Below are 15,277 nucleotides of genomic sequence, written 5' to 3'. Positions count from 1 at the left end.
TGGGTGGACCGTGTTCGGGTGGGGTGGACAGTTTTCGCCCGCTGGTTCGCTGCGGCTACTCACCGAAGTGACAATTTCGGGGCTTTGTGGAGCTGACGTCTCATCACATTGTGAGCGGTTCCTGGGAGCTCTCGGGCGTATCGGGATGCGGACGCCCTCGTACCACCAAAACGGCACCGACCGCGGCCAGGAGGAAACCGGCAATTCCGGCTCCCACCGGCACCGTCCGCCCCACCGCGCGCAGCAGACCGCTGTCCGTGTCGGCGAGATCCACCTGCTTCTTCTGGGTCTCGGGGGTGAACGCGATCCGCTTGCTGTCGAGCAGGACGACGGCGTCCTTCTTCGCTCCGGGCGCCCGGAGCGTCTTGCGGGGGCCGATCGCCGCGTAGATGATCCGGCCGGTGCGCTGGTCGGCGACCAGCTCGACGCCGTGGTTGGAGTACCACTCCTCGGCGAGCACCTGGCCGGCGTCCTCCACGCCCACGAGGGTGCCCGGCACGAGCCGGGTGCCGGTCTTGGTGGCGGGCACGGTCCCGGTGAACCGCAGACCCTTGTACCCCTGGATCCGCTTCTCACCCCGGTACTTCAGCGTGACGGTCGAGCCGAGGGTGTTGTCCCACCAGATGTACGAACGTTTCTGCACGTCGAAGGGGAACTTGAGGTAGGCCTCGCCCTCGAAGTACGGCTTCTCCTCGCAGCAGTGGACCGGCTTGTTCGTCTTCCGGTCGGTCACCCAGCGCTCCATGGTCCACTGGAGCGAGTCGTGCGGGTCGGCCGCGGGCAGCGACTTGTCCGTGTCGACGGACGTGGACACGTCCCAGACCGCCCGGCCGCTCTTCTCGCTCTCCGCGACGTCCCCGCGGACCTGCCGGGTGATGGTGATCTTCTTGTCGTCGACGGTCTCGATCTCGTCGGTGTCGAAATAACTGCCCGTGCCGGTGAAGACGGTCGTCTGGTCGGTGTCGATGGGAGTGCGCTGCGCGCGTGGTTCGACGTACCAGGCGAGCAGCGGGGCCAGGACGAGCAGGAAGACGCCCAGACCCAGTACGACCAGGGAAAAGGGTGTGGCGGTACGGCGCATCCGGGCACTCCAAGGGCTCTTGGTGACGCGGCACGGACAGGTGCCGGCACGGTGGGGGAGGGTGCAGGTGCGGTATGGGCCGGGAACCGTAGGCGCACCCTTGACGAAGTGTCAATGCGTTGATGACACTGAGGACTTGCCGGCACCGGGGACTCGTCGGCCGGGACGAGGTGGGCCCGACGGCGAGGGTGAGGTGCTGTGCCGCGCCCCGCCAGGGGGCGCGGGGGAACTGCGCGGCCGGCCACCATCGGCCCGCGGATCCAGGACGGCGCTCCCAGCGGAGCGCTCAGGTGGGGGTGACCTTTCGACAGAGAGGCTGACCCGCGATGTCCAGACTGCTCGCCGCCCTGCTGACCGTGACGGCCGCCGCCGTGCTCGCCGTGGGCGCCGCCCTCGGCGCTGTCGCGCTGCTCGACGCGACCCCGGAGCAGCCGAACACGCCGCTCATCACCTATGAGACGGCCGGCCGGGAGCGCTGACCATGGCTCTCCGCCCGGCACCCGTCCCCGTGCGCTCGGCCTGGCACGACGTACCGCGCCTCCAGGTGCGGCAGTTCGCCGCGCTCGCGATGGCCGAGGCGCCCGTGCTCGCCGAGCAGATCCTCCAGGAGATACAGCACGAGTATCCGCATCTGCCGGTCGTGCTCGACGACTCCGGCGAGCCGATGGCGCTGGTCGGCATCCGCCGGGCCATCGAGGTGTTCGTCCAGCATCTGGAGACCGCCGAGGGCCGGCCGCGCGTCCACCCCGAGGTCTTCCAGGAGTTCGGCCGCGGCGAGGGCATCAACGGCCGCAGCCTCGACTCGCTCCAAGCCATCTACCGGCTCGGTGTACGGCTCGCCTGGCGCCGGTTCGCCGAGATCGGGACGCGCGTGGAGATCCCGCCGCCCGCGATGTACGAGCTGGTCGACGCCGGATACGAGTACCTGGACGGGCTGGTCGACCAGTCCGTACGCGGTTACGCCGAGGCCGCCGCCCGGCAGGCAGGGGAACGCCTGAGGCTGCAGCGCCGGCTCATGGAACTGCTGCTCGCCGAGCACCACCGCGGCGATCCGGCCGAGGCACTCACCGAACGGGCCGCGCGGATCGGCTGGCCGCTGCCCGGCAGGGTCGCGGTCGGGGTACTGCTGAGGCCCGCCCGGGAGGCCGTCGCCCCCGCCGTGAGCCAGGGCGTACTGCTGGACATGGAGTACGAGCAGCCCCGCATGGTCGTGCCCGAGCCCGACGCCGCCGGGCGCCCCGAACTGCTGCACCGGGCACTGACCGGCTGGGCCGGCGCGATCGGCCCGCCCGTGCCGCTACGGGACGCGGCGAAGTCGCTGCGCTGGGCGGAGGCGGCGGTACGGCTGATGGAGCGCGGGCTGCTGCCCGCGGGAGAGGTGCTGTACTGCACCGAACACACCGAGGCGCTGGTCCTGCTGCAACCGGAGGAGCTGATCGACGACCTGGCGCTGCGCTGTCTGGAGCCGCTCGCCCACTGCGGTCCCACGCACGGGCGGCGGCTCGCCGAGACGATGCTGGCCTGGCTGGAGACACGGGGCGGGGCTCCCGAGGTGGCCGCGCGCCTGGGGGTCCATCCGCAGACCGTACGGTATCGCCTCCGGCAGATCAGGGAGCTGTGGGGGGACGAGGTCGACGACCCCGACCGGCGCTTCGAGCTGGAGCTGGTGCTCCGGGCGCAGCGCCTCCGGGGCGAACTGGGCGACCCCCGCGCCCGCCGCTGAACCAGCCCCTTCTTTCCCACCCACCCACCGTTTGCGGCAGTCAATCGGCGGGCCTCCGGAGCAGGGGGCCACGCCGGCCCGCACCCCCCGCTCGCGCGCGCCCATTGCCCCGCCCAACCCGTGTGAGTAGCCTGTGTTCGCTATGCCGATCGGCTGTTGAAATTTCGAACATAAGGGAGGGGGCCAGTTGTGGGACGCCTCGTACCTGCCGTAACCAGGGCTCTCGACATACTTGAGCTCTTCCTCGACGGGGACGGCACGCTCTCCGCCCCCGACATCGTGCGCCGGCTGCAGTTGCCGCGCACCACCGTCCACGAACTGGTGACGACACTCGCCGCACGTTCGTACATCACGCCCGTACCGGGTCAGCCCGGACGCTATCGGCTCGGTGTCCGGCCGTACCAGCTCGGCAGCCGTTACTCCGAGCAGCTGGACCTCGCCGCCGAGGGCCAGCAGGTCGCCCGGTCCGTCGCGGAGACCTGTGACGAGACCGTGCATGTGGCGATCCTGGAGGGCACGGACGTCATCTACGTCGCCAAGGTCGACTCCACGCACGCCGTGCGCATGGTGTCCGCCGCCGGCCGCCGCCTCCCCGCGCACTGCACCTCCGTGGGCAAGATGCTGCTCGCCTCGCTGTCCGAGCCGGAGCTGACCTCGCGGATCCCCGACGACGCCGACCTGATCCGGATGACGCCGAACAGCATCACCGACCCGGCCGCCCTGCGCGAGGCCCTCGTCGAGATCCGCGCCCGCGGTGTCGCGGTGGAGAGCCGGGAGTCGAACCCCGACGTCAGCTGCATCGCCGCGCCGGTGCGCGACCGCACGGGCCAGGTCGTGGCGGCACTCTCCATCTCCGTGCCGATGATCCGGTGGAGCGAGGACCGCAAGGTCGAGCTGGAGGGGCTCGCCGCCAAGGGCGCGGCCGAGCTGTCGGAGCGGCTCGGACACCGGAGCGTCGGATGAGGCGCCGGCTGTCGGGGACGCACGCGTACGAGGTGGCCGTCCGGGCGGAGGCGGCCCTCGGGGAAGGCCCCACCTGGGACGCCGACGCCCAGCGGCTGATCTGGATCGACATCCTCGGGTCCCGGGTGTTCACGTACGACCCGGTCTCCGGCCGGCGCACGGTGCTCGCCACCGAGCAGCACGTGGGCGCCGCCAAGCCACGGGCGGGCGGCGGCCTGGTCGTCAACCTCCGCGACGGAATCGGCCTGTACGGCCCGGACTCGGTGACGGGTGCGGACGGGGTCCCCGGCGGGAGCCCCACCGGCGACCCCTCCTCGGCCCCTCAGGAATTCCGCTGGCTGCACCGCGAGGTCGTCCCCGGCCGCCGTGCCAACGACGCGGCGGTCGCGCCCGACGGCTCCCTGTGGGCGGGCACCATGCGCTACGACGAGGCACCGGGCGGCGGCACACTCTCCCGGTTCGCCCCGGACGGCTCGGCCGAGACCGTCCTCGACGACGTGGCGGTGAGCAACGGGACGGGCTGGAGCCCCGACGGCCGTCTCATGTACTACATCGACTCACCGACGCGACGTATCGACGTCTTCGATGTCGACGGTCAACAGGTGGTCAACAGACGTCAGTTGGCGGTCATCGAAGAAGGGGACGGCTTCCCCGACGGGCTCACCGTCGACGCCGAGGGCTGTGTCTGGGTCGCCCTGTGGGACGGCGGCGCGATCCGCCGCTACACCCCGTCCGGCGAGCTGGACCACGTCGTGGAACTGCCCGTACCGCGCCCCACGGCCTGCGCGTTCGGCGGCGCCGACCTGACCGACCTGTACATCACGACAGCCCGTACGGGCCTGGAGGCACCGCACCCGCTCGCGGGCTCGGTCCTGGTCGTTCCCGGCGCGGGACGGGGCCTGCGTCAGCCCGCCTTCGCGGGCTGAAGTCACCGCCGGCCGCCAGCCTCCGACTCGACAGCCGCCGCCCGACAGCCGTCACACGGCTGTCGGGCGGCGGCTGTCCGACGTTGTCCGACAGCTCACTCAGCCTCGTCCGGCGCTCCTCCACCCTCGTCCGACCCCCGGGCTCCACAGCTACTCACAGCTGAATTCCTGCGCAAACCATTGACGAGTAAGCGCTTCCTATCTACGGTCCGTTCGAAGTTACGAGCACCAATCGAAATATCGAACGGAATCTCCAATGGAATCTCCAACGGAGACATCTCGAACAGATGGGGCAGGGCATGGGACGACCTGGCCTGAATCGCAGGCAGCTCCTGGCGGGACTCGGCGGCGTGACGGTCGCGGGCAGCCTCGGATTCGCCGCGCTCGGTACCGGAGCCGACGCACTCGCCTCCGGCGCCGACACCCGCGTGCGCTACTGGAACCTCTTCAGCGGCGGCGACGGCTACAACATGATCGCGATGCTGGACTCCTTCCGTGAGGCGAACCCGGACATCGACGTCAAGGACTCCACCCTCCAGTGGGGGAGCCCCTTCTACACCAAGCTGGCCATGGCGGCGGCGGGCAACCGCGCCCCCGACCTGGGCGTCATGCACCTGGGCCGGGTCACCGGTTTCTCGCCGGGCCGGCTCCTGGACCCCTGGGACCTCGACCTGCTCGCCAAGTACGGCGTGCGGGAAGCCGACTTCAACCCCGAGCTGTGGAAGCGCGCCGTCATCGGCGGCAAGCTCTACGCGCTGCCGCTCGACATCCACGTCCAGCTCTGCTTCTACCGCAAGGACGTGCTGAAGAAGGCGGGCCTGCTCGGCGACGACGGACACCTCGTGCCGGTCACCTCCGTCGACGAGTGGTTCGACGTCCTGAAGGAGGCCAAGAAGGCCACCAAGAAGGGCCTGCAGACCATCGGCATGTGGTCCGCCGACCAGAACTTCCAGTGGTGGTTCTTCGTCGCCTTCTACACCCAGCTCGGCGGCACCTGGTTCGACGACGCCAACACCGAGGTCACCTTCGACACCGAAAAGGCCACGCAGGTACTGGAGTTCCTGCGCCGGCACATCACCGACGGCTATGTGAACCCGGGCTTCGCCGGCGGCGCCGGCGCCGAACAGTTCGTCAACGGCGGCCCTTTCGTCTGGGAGGGCAACTGGTCGGTGCCCGTCTTCGACGGCGCGAAGATCGAGTACGGCGCCACCCCGCTGCCCCCGGTCTTCGGCAAGCAGGCGACCCACGCCGAGTCGCACTCCTTCGTCCTGCCCCACCAGGCCGACCGCGGCGGAGCCGCCAACGAGGGCGCGCACCAACTCGCCGCCTACATCGTCCAGCACGCCCAGCAGTGGGCGGCCGGCGGCCACATCCCCGCCTACACGCCGACCCTGTCCTCGGCCGCGTACAAGAAGATGAACCCGCAGAGCGAGTACGTCTCGGCGATGGACCACCAGGCCACCGAGCCGAAGGTGTGGTTCGCCGGGTCCACCGGCATCCTCGCCCAGCGCGTCGGCCCGATCGTCGTCTCCGCCACGCTGGGCTCCGCCAAGCCGGACGCCGCCGCCCGCAGCATGAAGAGCACGCTCACCGGGCTGCTCGCCTCGAAGAACCCCATGGACGGCAGGACCGCCGCGCAGGGAGGTGCGGTCGCATGACGACGACCAGCGCACAGACCGGAGCACAGACCGTCATCACTCCGGCGCGTACGAGAGCGGCGGCGGACACCGTCACCGTCCGCCGCAAGCAGGGCTTCCAGCACGGCGGCTGGTTCGTCGCCCCGTTCCTCGCACTGTTCGCACTGTTCGTGATCTGGCCGCTGCTGCGCGGCCTCTACCTCAGTTTCACGGACGCCAACATCTCCGGCGACGCCACCAGCTTCATCGGCCTCGACAACTACCGCGAGGCCCTGGACGACCCGCTCGTGTGGGAATCCCTGGGCCACAGCGCCTACTTCACCCTCCTGGTCGTGCCCTGCATCACCGTCCTCGCCTTCCTCCTCGCGATGCTCGCCCACCACATCGAGCGCGGGAAATGGCTGTGGCGGCTCTGCTTCTTCGCCCCGTTCCTGCTGCCGTCGACCGTCGCCGCCAACCTGTGGCAGTGGCTGTTCAACCCCGGTACCGGCATGGTCAACCACGTCCTCGGCATCGAGACGGCCTGGCTGACCGACAAGTCGTACGCCATGCTCGCCGTCGTCATCTGCACCCTGTGGTGGACGGTCGGCTTCAGCTTCCTGCTCTACCTCGCCGCCCTCCAGGGCATCCCCGCACACCTCTACGAGGCCGCGAAACTGGACGGCGCGAACGCCTGGCACCGCATGGTCCACATCACCCTGCCGATGCTGCGGAACATCACCGGACTCGTCCTTGCCCTGCAGATCCTCGCCTCGCTCCAGGTCTTCGACCAGGCCGTGGTGATGATGGACTTCCTGCCGGGCCCCGAGGGCTCCACGCGCACCTTCGTGCAGTACACCCTCGAAGAGGGCTTCACCAGCTACCGCGTCGGCTACGCCTCCGCGATCTCCATCATCTTCTTCGTGATCATCGCGGCCGTCGCCCTCGCCCGGATGTGGCTGCTGCGCAACCGTGAGGAGGGCGGCCGATGACCACCGCCGCAGCACAGACCCCCGACGAGACGCGGACACGTGACAAGGCCCCCGGGGTTGGAAGCGGCGGGCGCGGCGACCGCAGGCCCTGGACGCCCAGCCAGATCCTGCTCACCCTGCTCGCCACCGCCGTCTCCGTGGTGTTCCTCGCGCCGCTCGTCTGGGCGCTGTTCACCTCGCTGAAGTCCGAGACCGAGGCCGTCGAGGTGCCGACGCACTGGCTGCCGAAGGAGTGGACGACCCAGGCCTGGTCGGCGATCTTCGAGACCGGCAACATCACCAACTGGTTCGTGAACTCGGTGGTGGTCTCGGTGTGCGTGACGTTCGTGGTCCTCACCGTCAGCGCGCTCGCCGGATACGGTTTCGCGCGCACGGAGTTCCGCGGCAAGAAGGCCCTGCTGGGCCTGGTCATGACCGGCCTGATGGTCTCCCCGGCCGTCCTCGGCGTCCCGCTGTTCACCACCGTCCAGCAGATGGGGATGGTCGACACCTACTGGGGCATGATCCTGCCGCAGTGCGCGCCCGCCGCGATGGTCTACATCCTCTACAAGTTCTTCCAGGGCATCCCGCACGAACTGGAGGAGGCGGCCTTCATCGACGGCGCGGGCCGCTGGCGGGTCTTCTTCACCATCGTGCTCCCGCTGTCCCGCCCCTCCCTGGCCGCGGTCGGCATCTTCACCTTCATCGCGTCCTGGAACAACTTCCTGTGGCCGTACATGGTGACCAACAACCCCGACCTGATGACCATGCCGAACGGCATCGCGACCGTCATGAACTCCTACGGCATCCAGTGGGCCCAGCTCATGGCCGGCGGCCTGATGGCGGGCCTGCCGCTGATCATCGTCTTCGTCTTCTTCCAGCGCCAGATAGTGGCGGGCGTCGCACACACGGGCCTGGCGGGCCAGTAGCCCCCTAGGAACTGCGCGACCAGCCACAACGAACCCGCACCCGCCGACGCGCACAAGCCACCCACCCGCCCTTAGGGGCGCGGGGAACTGCGCGACCAGCCCCCACGCACCCGCACCCGCCGACTCGCACAAGCCACCCACCCCGAAAGGCGAAAAGGCACCATGCAAGAGAAGGCCCGCTTCACCCTGGACCCCACCTTCACCATCGGCGAAGTCGACCCCCGCCTCTTCGGCTCCTTCGTGGAACACCTGGGCCGCTGCGTCTACACCGGCATCTACGAGCCGGACCACGACACCGCGGACGCGGCCGGCCTCCGCCAGGACGTCCTGGACCTCGTGAAGGAACTGGGCGTCACGACCATCCGCTACCCCGGCGGCAACTTCGTCTCCGGCTACAAGTGGGAGGACTCGGTGGGCCCCGCCGAGGACCGCCCCCGCCGCCTGGACCTGGCCTGGCGCTCGACGGAGACGAACCGCTTCGGCCTGTCCGAGTACATCGCGTTCCTCAAGAAGCTGGGCCCCCAGGCGGAGCCCATGATGGCGGTCAACCTCGGCACGAGGGGCGTCGCCGAGGCCCTGGAACTCCAGGAGTACGCCAACCACCCGTCGGGCACGGCCTTGTCCGACCTCCGTGTCGCGCACGGCGACAAGGACCCCTTCGCCATCCGCATGTGGTGCCTGGGTAACGAGATGGACGGCCCCTGGCAGACCGGGCACAAGACGGCCGAGGAGTACGGCCGTGTCGCCGCCGAGACGGCCCGCGCCATGCGGCAGATCGACCCGGGCCTCGAACTCGTCGCCTGCGGCTCCTCCGGCCAGTCCATGGAGACCTTCGCGGAATGGGAGGCGACGGTCCTGGCCGAGACGTACGACCTGGTCGACCACATCTCCCTGCACGCCTACTACGAACCCCACGACGGCGACGTCGACTCCTTCCTGGCCTCCGCCGTGGACATGGAGTCCTTCATCGAGAACGTCGTCGCCACCTGCGACCACATCGGCGCGCGGCTCAAGTCGAAGAAGAAGATCAACCTCTCCTTCGACGAGTGGAACGTCTGGTACCTGTCGAGGACCCAGGAGGAGGCGGAACGCAACCCGCTGGACTGGCCGGAGGCACCCCGGCTCCTGGAGGACAACTACAACGTCACCGACGCCGTCGTCTTCGGCTCCCTGCTCATCGCCCTGCTGCGGCACGCGGACCGGGTGACGATCGCGTGCCTCGCCCAGCTCGTCAACGTCATCGCGCCGATCATGACGGAGCCGGGTGGCCCGGCCTGGCGCCAGACGACGTTCTTCCCGTTCTCCCAGGCCTCGCGGTACGGACGCGGCCAGGTCCTCGACGTACGCGTGGACTCACCGACGTACGAGACGGCGAAGTACGGCGAGACGGACCTGCTGCACGCGACCGCCGTACGGGCCGAGGACGGCTCGGTGACCGTCTTCGCCGTCAACCGCAGCCGCACGGACGCGCTGCCGCTGGAGGTGGCGCTCGGCTCTCTCGGTCTGGCGACGGTGGTGGAGCACAGCGTCCTGTCCGACACGGACCCGGACGCCCGCAACACCCTCACCGAGCCGGAGCGCGTCACCCCGCACCCGGCCACCGGAACCACCCTCCACGACGGCACGCTCACCACCCCCCTGGAACCCCTCTCCTGGAACGTGATCCGCCTGGTCTGATCCGGCCCGCCGTCCACGGGGTCGCGGCGCCCCGGTCCTCCCGGCCGGGGCGCCGCCCCTGTACCGCGCCGTTCGCCCCGCCTGTGCGCCGTCCTCATCCCACGCTCAGGCAATCCTCAGTTCGGGCACCTAGCGTCCCGTCCGTCCCTTCCGTCTCCCGCAGGCGCTTCCCGGAGGGACACCGCGACACGACGGGACGGACTCGGACACGATGCGCACGCTGGTACTGCTCGCCCTGGCGGGCCTGGGCGCCCAGCTGGTGGACGGCAGCCTCGGTATGGCCTATGGCGTGACCTCGACCACCCTGCTCCTCTCCCTGGGCACCAACCCGGCCGCCGCCTCCGCCACGGTCCACCTCGCGGAGATCGGGACGACCCTGATGTCCGGCGCCTCGCACTGGCGCTTCGGCAACGTGGACTGGAAGGTCGTCGTCCGGATCGGCGTACCGGGGGCCGTCGGTTCGTTCCTCGGCGCGACCGTCCTGTCGGGGCTGTCCACCGGGGTCGCCGAGCCGGTGATGTCCCTGATCCTGCTCGGACTCGGCCTCTACGTCATGTCCCGGTTCACCTTCCGCGGCCTGCCCGAGGGCAACCTCGGCAAGCCGCTGCGCAAGCGGTTCCTCTCGCCCCTGGGCCTGGTCGCCGGCTTCCTGGACGCGACCGGCGGAGGCGGCTGGGGCCCGGTCGGTACGCCCGCGCTGCTGGCCGGCGGCCGTATGGAGCCCCGCAAGGTCATCGGGTCCATCGACACCAGCGAGTTCCTCGTCGCCGTCGCCGCCAGCCTCGGCTTCCTCCTCTCCCTCGGCTCGCAGGGCCTGAACTGGCGCTGGGTCGCCGCGTTCCTGGTCGGCGGCCTGATCGCGGCGCCCGTCGCGGCCTGGCTGGTACGCCTGCTGCCCCCGCGCGTCCTCGGCTCGGCGGTCGGCGGAATCATCGTCGTCACCAACGTCCGTACGCTGCTCAGAAGCGACTGGATCGCGGCGCCGGGCGCCCTGAGCGTCTGCGTGTACGTGCTCCTGTACGCCCTGTGGGCCGCGGCACTGACGTACTCGATCCAGGCCCACCGCAAGGAGAGGGCGAGGGAGCGCCCCCTGGCGCCCCTGGGCGCCTAGAGGGGGCCCTAGGGGCCCTCAGGGGCGCGGGGAACTGCGCGCCCAGCCCCCACCGAACCCGCACCCGACCCGACCCGAAACCCCACCCGGCACAGCCCCGCAACACGCCAGTGCCCCAAGTGGGAACGCAACCGCGGCGAATGACCTCCCCCGTGGGCCATTCGCCGCGCACTGTGCACGTTATGAGGCGACGTCCGCCGACGACCACCGTGCACGCTGGCCAGATTCGGCCGGTGGGTGTGCACGCTGTCCACCCGTCACCCGCAGGGCGTGCACGAGGTCGTGCACGCCCGACCCGGTGGTCAGCAGATCGCGGTTGAGGAGGCGCTCGGCGGCCCGCAGATGCGCGCGGACGGTGTTGCGGCTCAGGCCCACCCGCGCGGCCGTCCGCTGGGCGTCGGTGTTGGCGTCGATCCAGGCCTCCACGGTGCGGAACAGATCGCGGTGCCGGGTGTCGCGCAGTGGGTGCAGGAAGGACTCCGCCCACGCCGTGGCGGGGGAGGTGCGCAGCAGTTCCCCGAGCGCCGGCGCGACCAGCTGGACCGTGTCGCCCTGAGCGGTGTCGGCGGGATCGGCGGACTGCAGGGCCGTGAGGGACAGGGCCAGATCGAGCGTGGCGCGGGTGCGGACCTCCCCGAGGTCGACGCCCAGCGCCTCCTCCGCCCGGCGGCAGTGGACCGTGACGGTGGTGCGGCTGAGGTGCAGCAGCCGGGCCACACCGGACCGCGAGAACGTCACGGCCAGCCGGACGACGTCCAGGGTGGGCTTGGGGACGGCCTGCAACGGCTCCAGATGGGCGCGCGCCCAGGCGAGGGCCGCCCGGCGCGGCAGTACGTGCACCAGCGAGGGCCGGCCCCGGTAGGCGGCCAGCCGGCCGGGGGAGTTGCGGGCGACGGCCAGGGCGTGCACGGCCTCTCCGTACGCCTCGCCCGTGGCGGCGAGCGGATGGGGCCTGCTGACGCCCAGCGCGTACCCGGGGTTCTCCGAGACGAGCCGGCGCAGCACCTCGCCCTGCCGGAACCGGCCGCCCAGTTCCGGGTCCTCGGCCACGGGGCAGATCAACTGCTCCTTGAACACCGGGCAGTTCACCATCAGCCCCGGGCCGTGGTAGCCCGACGGGTCCAGATACGTCCTGGTCAGCCGGTCGCGGTCGGCGGGCGGGCAGTGCAGGAGATGGACGCGTACGCGCTCCGCGTTCAGCAGCGGCGGTACGTCACCGGTCGTCATCCGGCGTGCCATGGTGACGTCTCCGGCCAGCAGCGCGGTCAGGACCGCGAACCGCAGCTGCGCCGCCTTCGCCTCGTACCCCCGCGTGCCGTCGTCGGCGTCCGACGCCCTGCTCAGCAGGTCGACGACGCCGCCCGCCTGCGAGGCCAGCGCGGCGGCGTCCCGCGGCAGCGGCGACGCGCTGACCGTCACCAGCACCGGGCGCGGCTCGCGTCCGCCGAAGGCCTCCAGGCGGACCTCCCGCTCGCCGACCCGGGTGGTGGCCGCGGCCAGCCGTCCGCCGGACAGCCGTTCCACCTGTTCCGTCAGCGCGTCCGCGATCCGCCGGGGGAAGCCGGCGGTGGCCGTCTCGACCGTGCCCTCGCGGCCGATCCACGCGACGTGCGCGCCGGTCCGGCGGCCGAGCCAGTCCAGTACCTCCGCCGGGGTGCTGCCCTGCCGCCGTACGAGCCGGAGCAGTTCCTCGACACCTTCCCCGTGTCCCAGCACCTCCACAGCCGCACTCACCTTCCCGGCACCGCGTCCACCTACCGCACACGTCCACGTCCGACAGGCGGCACCCTAGTGGGCCGCCCTGTGACGTTCACGCCACCGCTGTGGGCGCCAGTTCCCGGAGTTCGGCCAGGGCCGCCGCGACGGCCGGGCGTTCGTGGCCCCCGGCGCGGGTGCAGGTGAGGAGTTTGCGGTGCGGGTCGCCCGTGCAGCGGACGCGGGTGATCGGCAGATGGGGGGTCAGATGGGCGAGCCGCGGGATGAGCGCGACACCGAGGCCGTGCGCGACGAGGTGGGCCGTCACGTTCCAGTCCCAGGCCTGGTGGACGATGTCGGGGGTGAATCCGGCGGCACCGCACGCGGACAGCACCTGCAGACGGCAGGGGTTGTCCGCGGACGGCGCGATCCACTCCTCGCGGGCCGCCTCCGCGAGATCCGTCCGCTCGCGTCCCGCCAGCCGGTGCGTGTCGGGTACGACCAGGTCGAACGGGTCGTCCAGCAGCGGCTGCTGGTCGAACCGGGCGTCGCTGACCGGGGGGTTGCGCGAGGTCGCCTCGACGACCGCGAGATCGGCGCCGCCCTCGAAGAGCAGGTCGAAGCTCTCGGGTACGACCGCCTCCTGGATGCGGACGGAGAGGCGGGGATGGCGTTCGCGCAGCCGGGCCGCCATCGGGGCGATCAGCACCGAGACGGCGATCGGGAAGCCGGCGACCCGCAGCAGTCCCGCGGGGTCGTCGTGGTCGGCGCGCAGGTCCAGCTCCGCCTGGTCCCAGCGGGCCTGGATCGCGTCGGCGTGGGTGATCAGACTGCGCGCGGCGGAGGTCAGCCGTACGCCGCGGCCCTGCGGCTCCAGCAGGACGACGCCCAGCTCACGGGCGAGCTGGCGGACCTGCTGGGAGGCGGCGGAGGTGGTCAGGTGCAGGGCTCTGGCGGCGGCGGTGACCGTGCCGTAGTGCTCGACGGCTCGCAGGACGTGTAGTCGCCGCAGATCAATCATGAAGCCCAGGCTTAAGGGTCACGTCCAGAAAGTCAACGTAGACGTGAAGGGTCACTGCGTCACACCCTGGGTGTGCCCCGCCCCTGAGGGGCGCGGGGAACTGCGCGACCAGCCCTCACACACCCGCAGCCGACCCACTACCTGAGGAGCCCTCCACATGAACAGCGCACAGCGTGACGCGTGCCCGCACTGCGGCTGGCCCGACCGTGCGGAACCCTTCCAGGTGGTGTCCCGGCACGGCACGGCCGCCGGCCACACCGTCTGGACCCGCTGCGCCTGCGGCTCGCTCCAGGTACGCGCGGTGGACGCGTCCGGCATGCGCGTGCTCAGCCGTGGCGGACGGGGTTGAGTGTCGTCTGCGGCCCGGTGGGGGCCGTTCGCGCAGTTCCCCGCGCCCCTCAAAGATGGGGCTGCGCCCCCGTCTTTCATCTGCGGGCCGGTGGGGGTGGGCCGCGCAGTTCCCCGCGCCCCCAAAGGGCGAAAAGCTGGGGCGCAGCCCCGCTTTTCAGGGGCGCGGGGAACTGCGCGAGCAACCCCCACCGGCCCGCAGTCGATCAGCTCGTCTCGACGCCCAGTGTCAGGGAACCCGCGTACCCCGCCGTCGTCGAACTGCCGAGTGCCGTCAGCGTCAGCAGACCCGACGCCGCGCCCCCGTCGTCGTAGATGCCGTCCTGCGCGAGCGTGGTCCGCGGCACCGTGTTCGCCGCGTACACCGGCACCGCCGCCACCCTCGTGGTGATCGCCTCGTCGAAGAACAACTGCCCGGTGTGCAGCTCCTGACCGCCCTCGAACGAGCCGTCGGACGTCAGCGTGACATCGGTGTGCACCTTGATGTGGATGTGGATGCACCGACCCCGGTACCACCCGGGATAGACCGTCGTGATCTTCGCGACGCCGTCGGAGCCCGTCAGGACCCCGCCGCGCAGGAACGTCCCGTTGTCGGGCTCGTTGTGCCCGTTCCCGCCGACGAACCCGGAGTACTCGCCGAGCGCGTCGCAGTGCCAGATCTCCACCAGCGCGCTGTCGAGCGGTGCGCAGGTGTCGTCGTCGACGACGGTGAGCGTGAGCTTGAGCGGAATCCCGGTCTTGTCCTCGTGGATGTCCGCGCGGACGAGTTGTCCGTCGAGGTAGTAGGGGCCTTCGGTCATCTCCTTCGTGAGGGTGCAGACGGCCGCGGCGGCGGCCGGCTGCTGGTCGGCAGCCGTAGTGGGGGCCGTGGTGGGGGCCTCGGGGAGCGTGGCACCGACGGCCAGGGTGGCGGCGGTGGCGCCCGTGGCGACGAGCACGGTTCGACGTCCGATCGATGTGTCTGTCATGAACACGGCACCGTAGAAACGGAATCTGTCGAAGCGCTGTGGATTGGGCAAAGTGACGAAGCGTCAAGTCTGTTGTGAGACAGCCGGGACGCCGAAAAACTTTCGACGCTTACCGGGGCGCACGGGGCTGTGTGAACCGTTGACGCGCAAGGGGTTCGATTCTACGTTCCGGTCATCCCATCCCGTTCGAAGTCATGACCAGCGTTCGTGATACCGAACGAGTGAGTTCTCATCTCCTCAGCACCTCC

General features: G+C 70.6%; 14 protein-coding genes. 10 read left to right on the top strand and 4 right to left on the bottom strand.

What is annotated here, in order from left to right; genetic code table 11:
* Window positions 1–103 precede the first annotated feature (103 nt).
* The gene (locus C6Y14_RS22410) at window positions 104–1,081 is read right to left on the bottom strand and encodes a DUF3068 domain-containing protein (RefSeq protein WP_107018549.1); all 978 of its coding nucleotides are present in this window, start codon (window positions 1,079–1,081) and stop codon (window positions 104–106) included.
* A 326-nt stretch (window positions 1,082–1,407) separates the two neighbouring features.
* Between C6Y14_RS22410 and C6Y14_RS44575 the strand changes: the two genes are divergently transcribed.
* From C6Y14_RS44575 to C6Y14_RS22370, 9 genes are all read left to right on the top strand, one after another.
* On the top strand, window positions 1,408–1,560 hold the full coding sequence (locus C6Y14_RS44575; RefSeq protein WP_199854809.1) for a hypothetical protein: 153 nt from the start codon (window positions 1,408–1,410) through the stop codon (window positions 1,558–1,560).
* 2 nt (window positions 1,561–1,562) lie between these two features.
* On the top strand, window positions 1,563–2,804 hold the full coding sequence (locus C6Y14_RS22405) for a PucR family transcriptional regulator (protein WP_107018548.1): 1,242 nt from the start codon (window positions 1,563–1,565) through the stop codon (window positions 2,802–2,804).
* A gap of 189 nt (window positions 2,805–2,993) precedes the next feature.
* On the top strand, window positions 2,994–3,767 hold the full coding sequence (locus tag C6Y14_RS22400) for an IclR family transcriptional regulator (protein WP_107018547.1): 774 nt from the start codon (window positions 2,994–2,996) through the stop codon (window positions 3,765–3,767).
* Window positions 3,764–4,693: an SMP-30/gluconolactonase/LRE family protein gene (locus tag C6Y14_RS22395; protein WP_107018546.1), complete on the top strand. Its 930-nt coding sequence runs from the start codon at window positions 3,764–3,766 to the stop codon at window positions 4,691–4,693. The genes C6Y14_RS22400 and C6Y14_RS22395 overlap by 4 nt, the downstream gene beginning before the upstream one ends.
* Window positions 4,694–4,992: 299 nt before the next feature.
* Window positions 4,993–6,351, top strand: a complete 1,359-nt coding sequence (locus tag C6Y14_RS22390) for an extracellular solute-binding protein (protein WP_107018619.1) — start codon at window positions 4,993–4,995, stop codon at window positions 6,349–6,351.
* On the top strand, window positions 6,348–7,301 hold the full coding sequence (locus C6Y14_RS22385; RefSeq protein WP_107018545.1) for a carbohydrate ABC transporter permease: 954 nt from the start codon (window positions 6,348–6,350) through the stop codon (window positions 7,299–7,301). The genes C6Y14_RS22390 and C6Y14_RS22385 overlap by 4 nt, the downstream gene beginning before the upstream one ends.
* Window positions 7,298–8,209: a carbohydrate ABC transporter permease gene (locus tag C6Y14_RS22380; protein ID WP_225891206.1), complete on the top strand. Its 912-nt coding sequence runs from the start codon at window positions 7,298–7,300 to the stop codon at window positions 8,207–8,209. Before C6Y14_RS22385 ends, C6Y14_RS22380 begins: the two co-directional genes overlap by 4 nt.
* 162 nt (window positions 8,210–8,371) lie before the next feature.
* Window positions 8,372–9,886, top strand: coding sequence for an arabinosylfuranosidase ArfA (gene arfA / locus C6Y14_RS22375; protein ID WP_107018544.1), 1,515 nt, complete (start codon window positions 8,372–8,374; stop codon window positions 9,884–9,886).
* A 211-nt stretch (window positions 9,887–10,097) separates the two neighbouring features.
* Window positions 10,098–10,997: a sulfite exporter TauE/SafE family protein gene (locus C6Y14_RS22370; RefSeq protein WP_107018543.1), complete on the top strand. Its 900-nt coding sequence runs from the start codon at window positions 10,098–10,100 to the stop codon at window positions 10,995–10,997.
* 180 nt (window positions 10,998–11,177) lie between these two features.
* Here C6Y14_RS22370 and C6Y14_RS22365 read toward each other — a convergent pair whose 3' ends face one another.
* A complete protein-coding gene (locus C6Y14_RS22365) occupies window positions 11,178–12,731 on the bottom strand; it encodes a helix-turn-helix domain-containing protein (protein WP_107018542.1) in 1,554 nt (517 codons plus the stop codon).
* Window positions 12,732–12,807: 76 nt separating this feature from the next.
* Entirely contained in the window at window positions 12,808–13,713 is a 906-nt protein-coding gene (locus C6Y14_RS22360) for a LysR family transcriptional regulator (RefSeq protein WP_107018541.1), read from the bottom strand.
* Between the two features lie 157 nt (window positions 13,714–13,870).
* On the opposite strand from C6Y14_RS22360, the gene C6Y14_RS22355 reads away from it, so the two are divergent.
* Entirely contained in the window at window positions 13,871–14,062 is a 192-nt protein-coding gene (locus C6Y14_RS22355; RefSeq protein WP_107018540.1) for a hypothetical protein, read from the top strand.
* Window positions 14,063–14,267: 205 nt separating this feature from the next.
* On the opposite strand, the gene C6Y14_RS22350 is transcribed toward C6Y14_RS22355, so the two are convergent.
* Entirely contained in the window at window positions 14,268–15,029 is a 762-nt protein-coding gene (locus C6Y14_RS22350; protein WP_107018617.1) for an intradiol ring-cleavage dioxygenase, read from the bottom strand.
* Between the last annotated feature and the right edge of the window lie 248 nt (window positions 15,030–15,277).

Source organism: Streptomyces dioscori, from assembly GCF_003024195.1.
In the GTDB taxonomy this organism is placed as follows: Bacteria; Actinomycetota; Actinomycetes; order Streptomycetales; family Streptomycetaceae; genus Streptomyces; species Streptomyces dioscori.
Note: the sequence above shows the minus strand (reverse complement) of the source record. Positions and strands in the feature narration are given on the sequence as shown.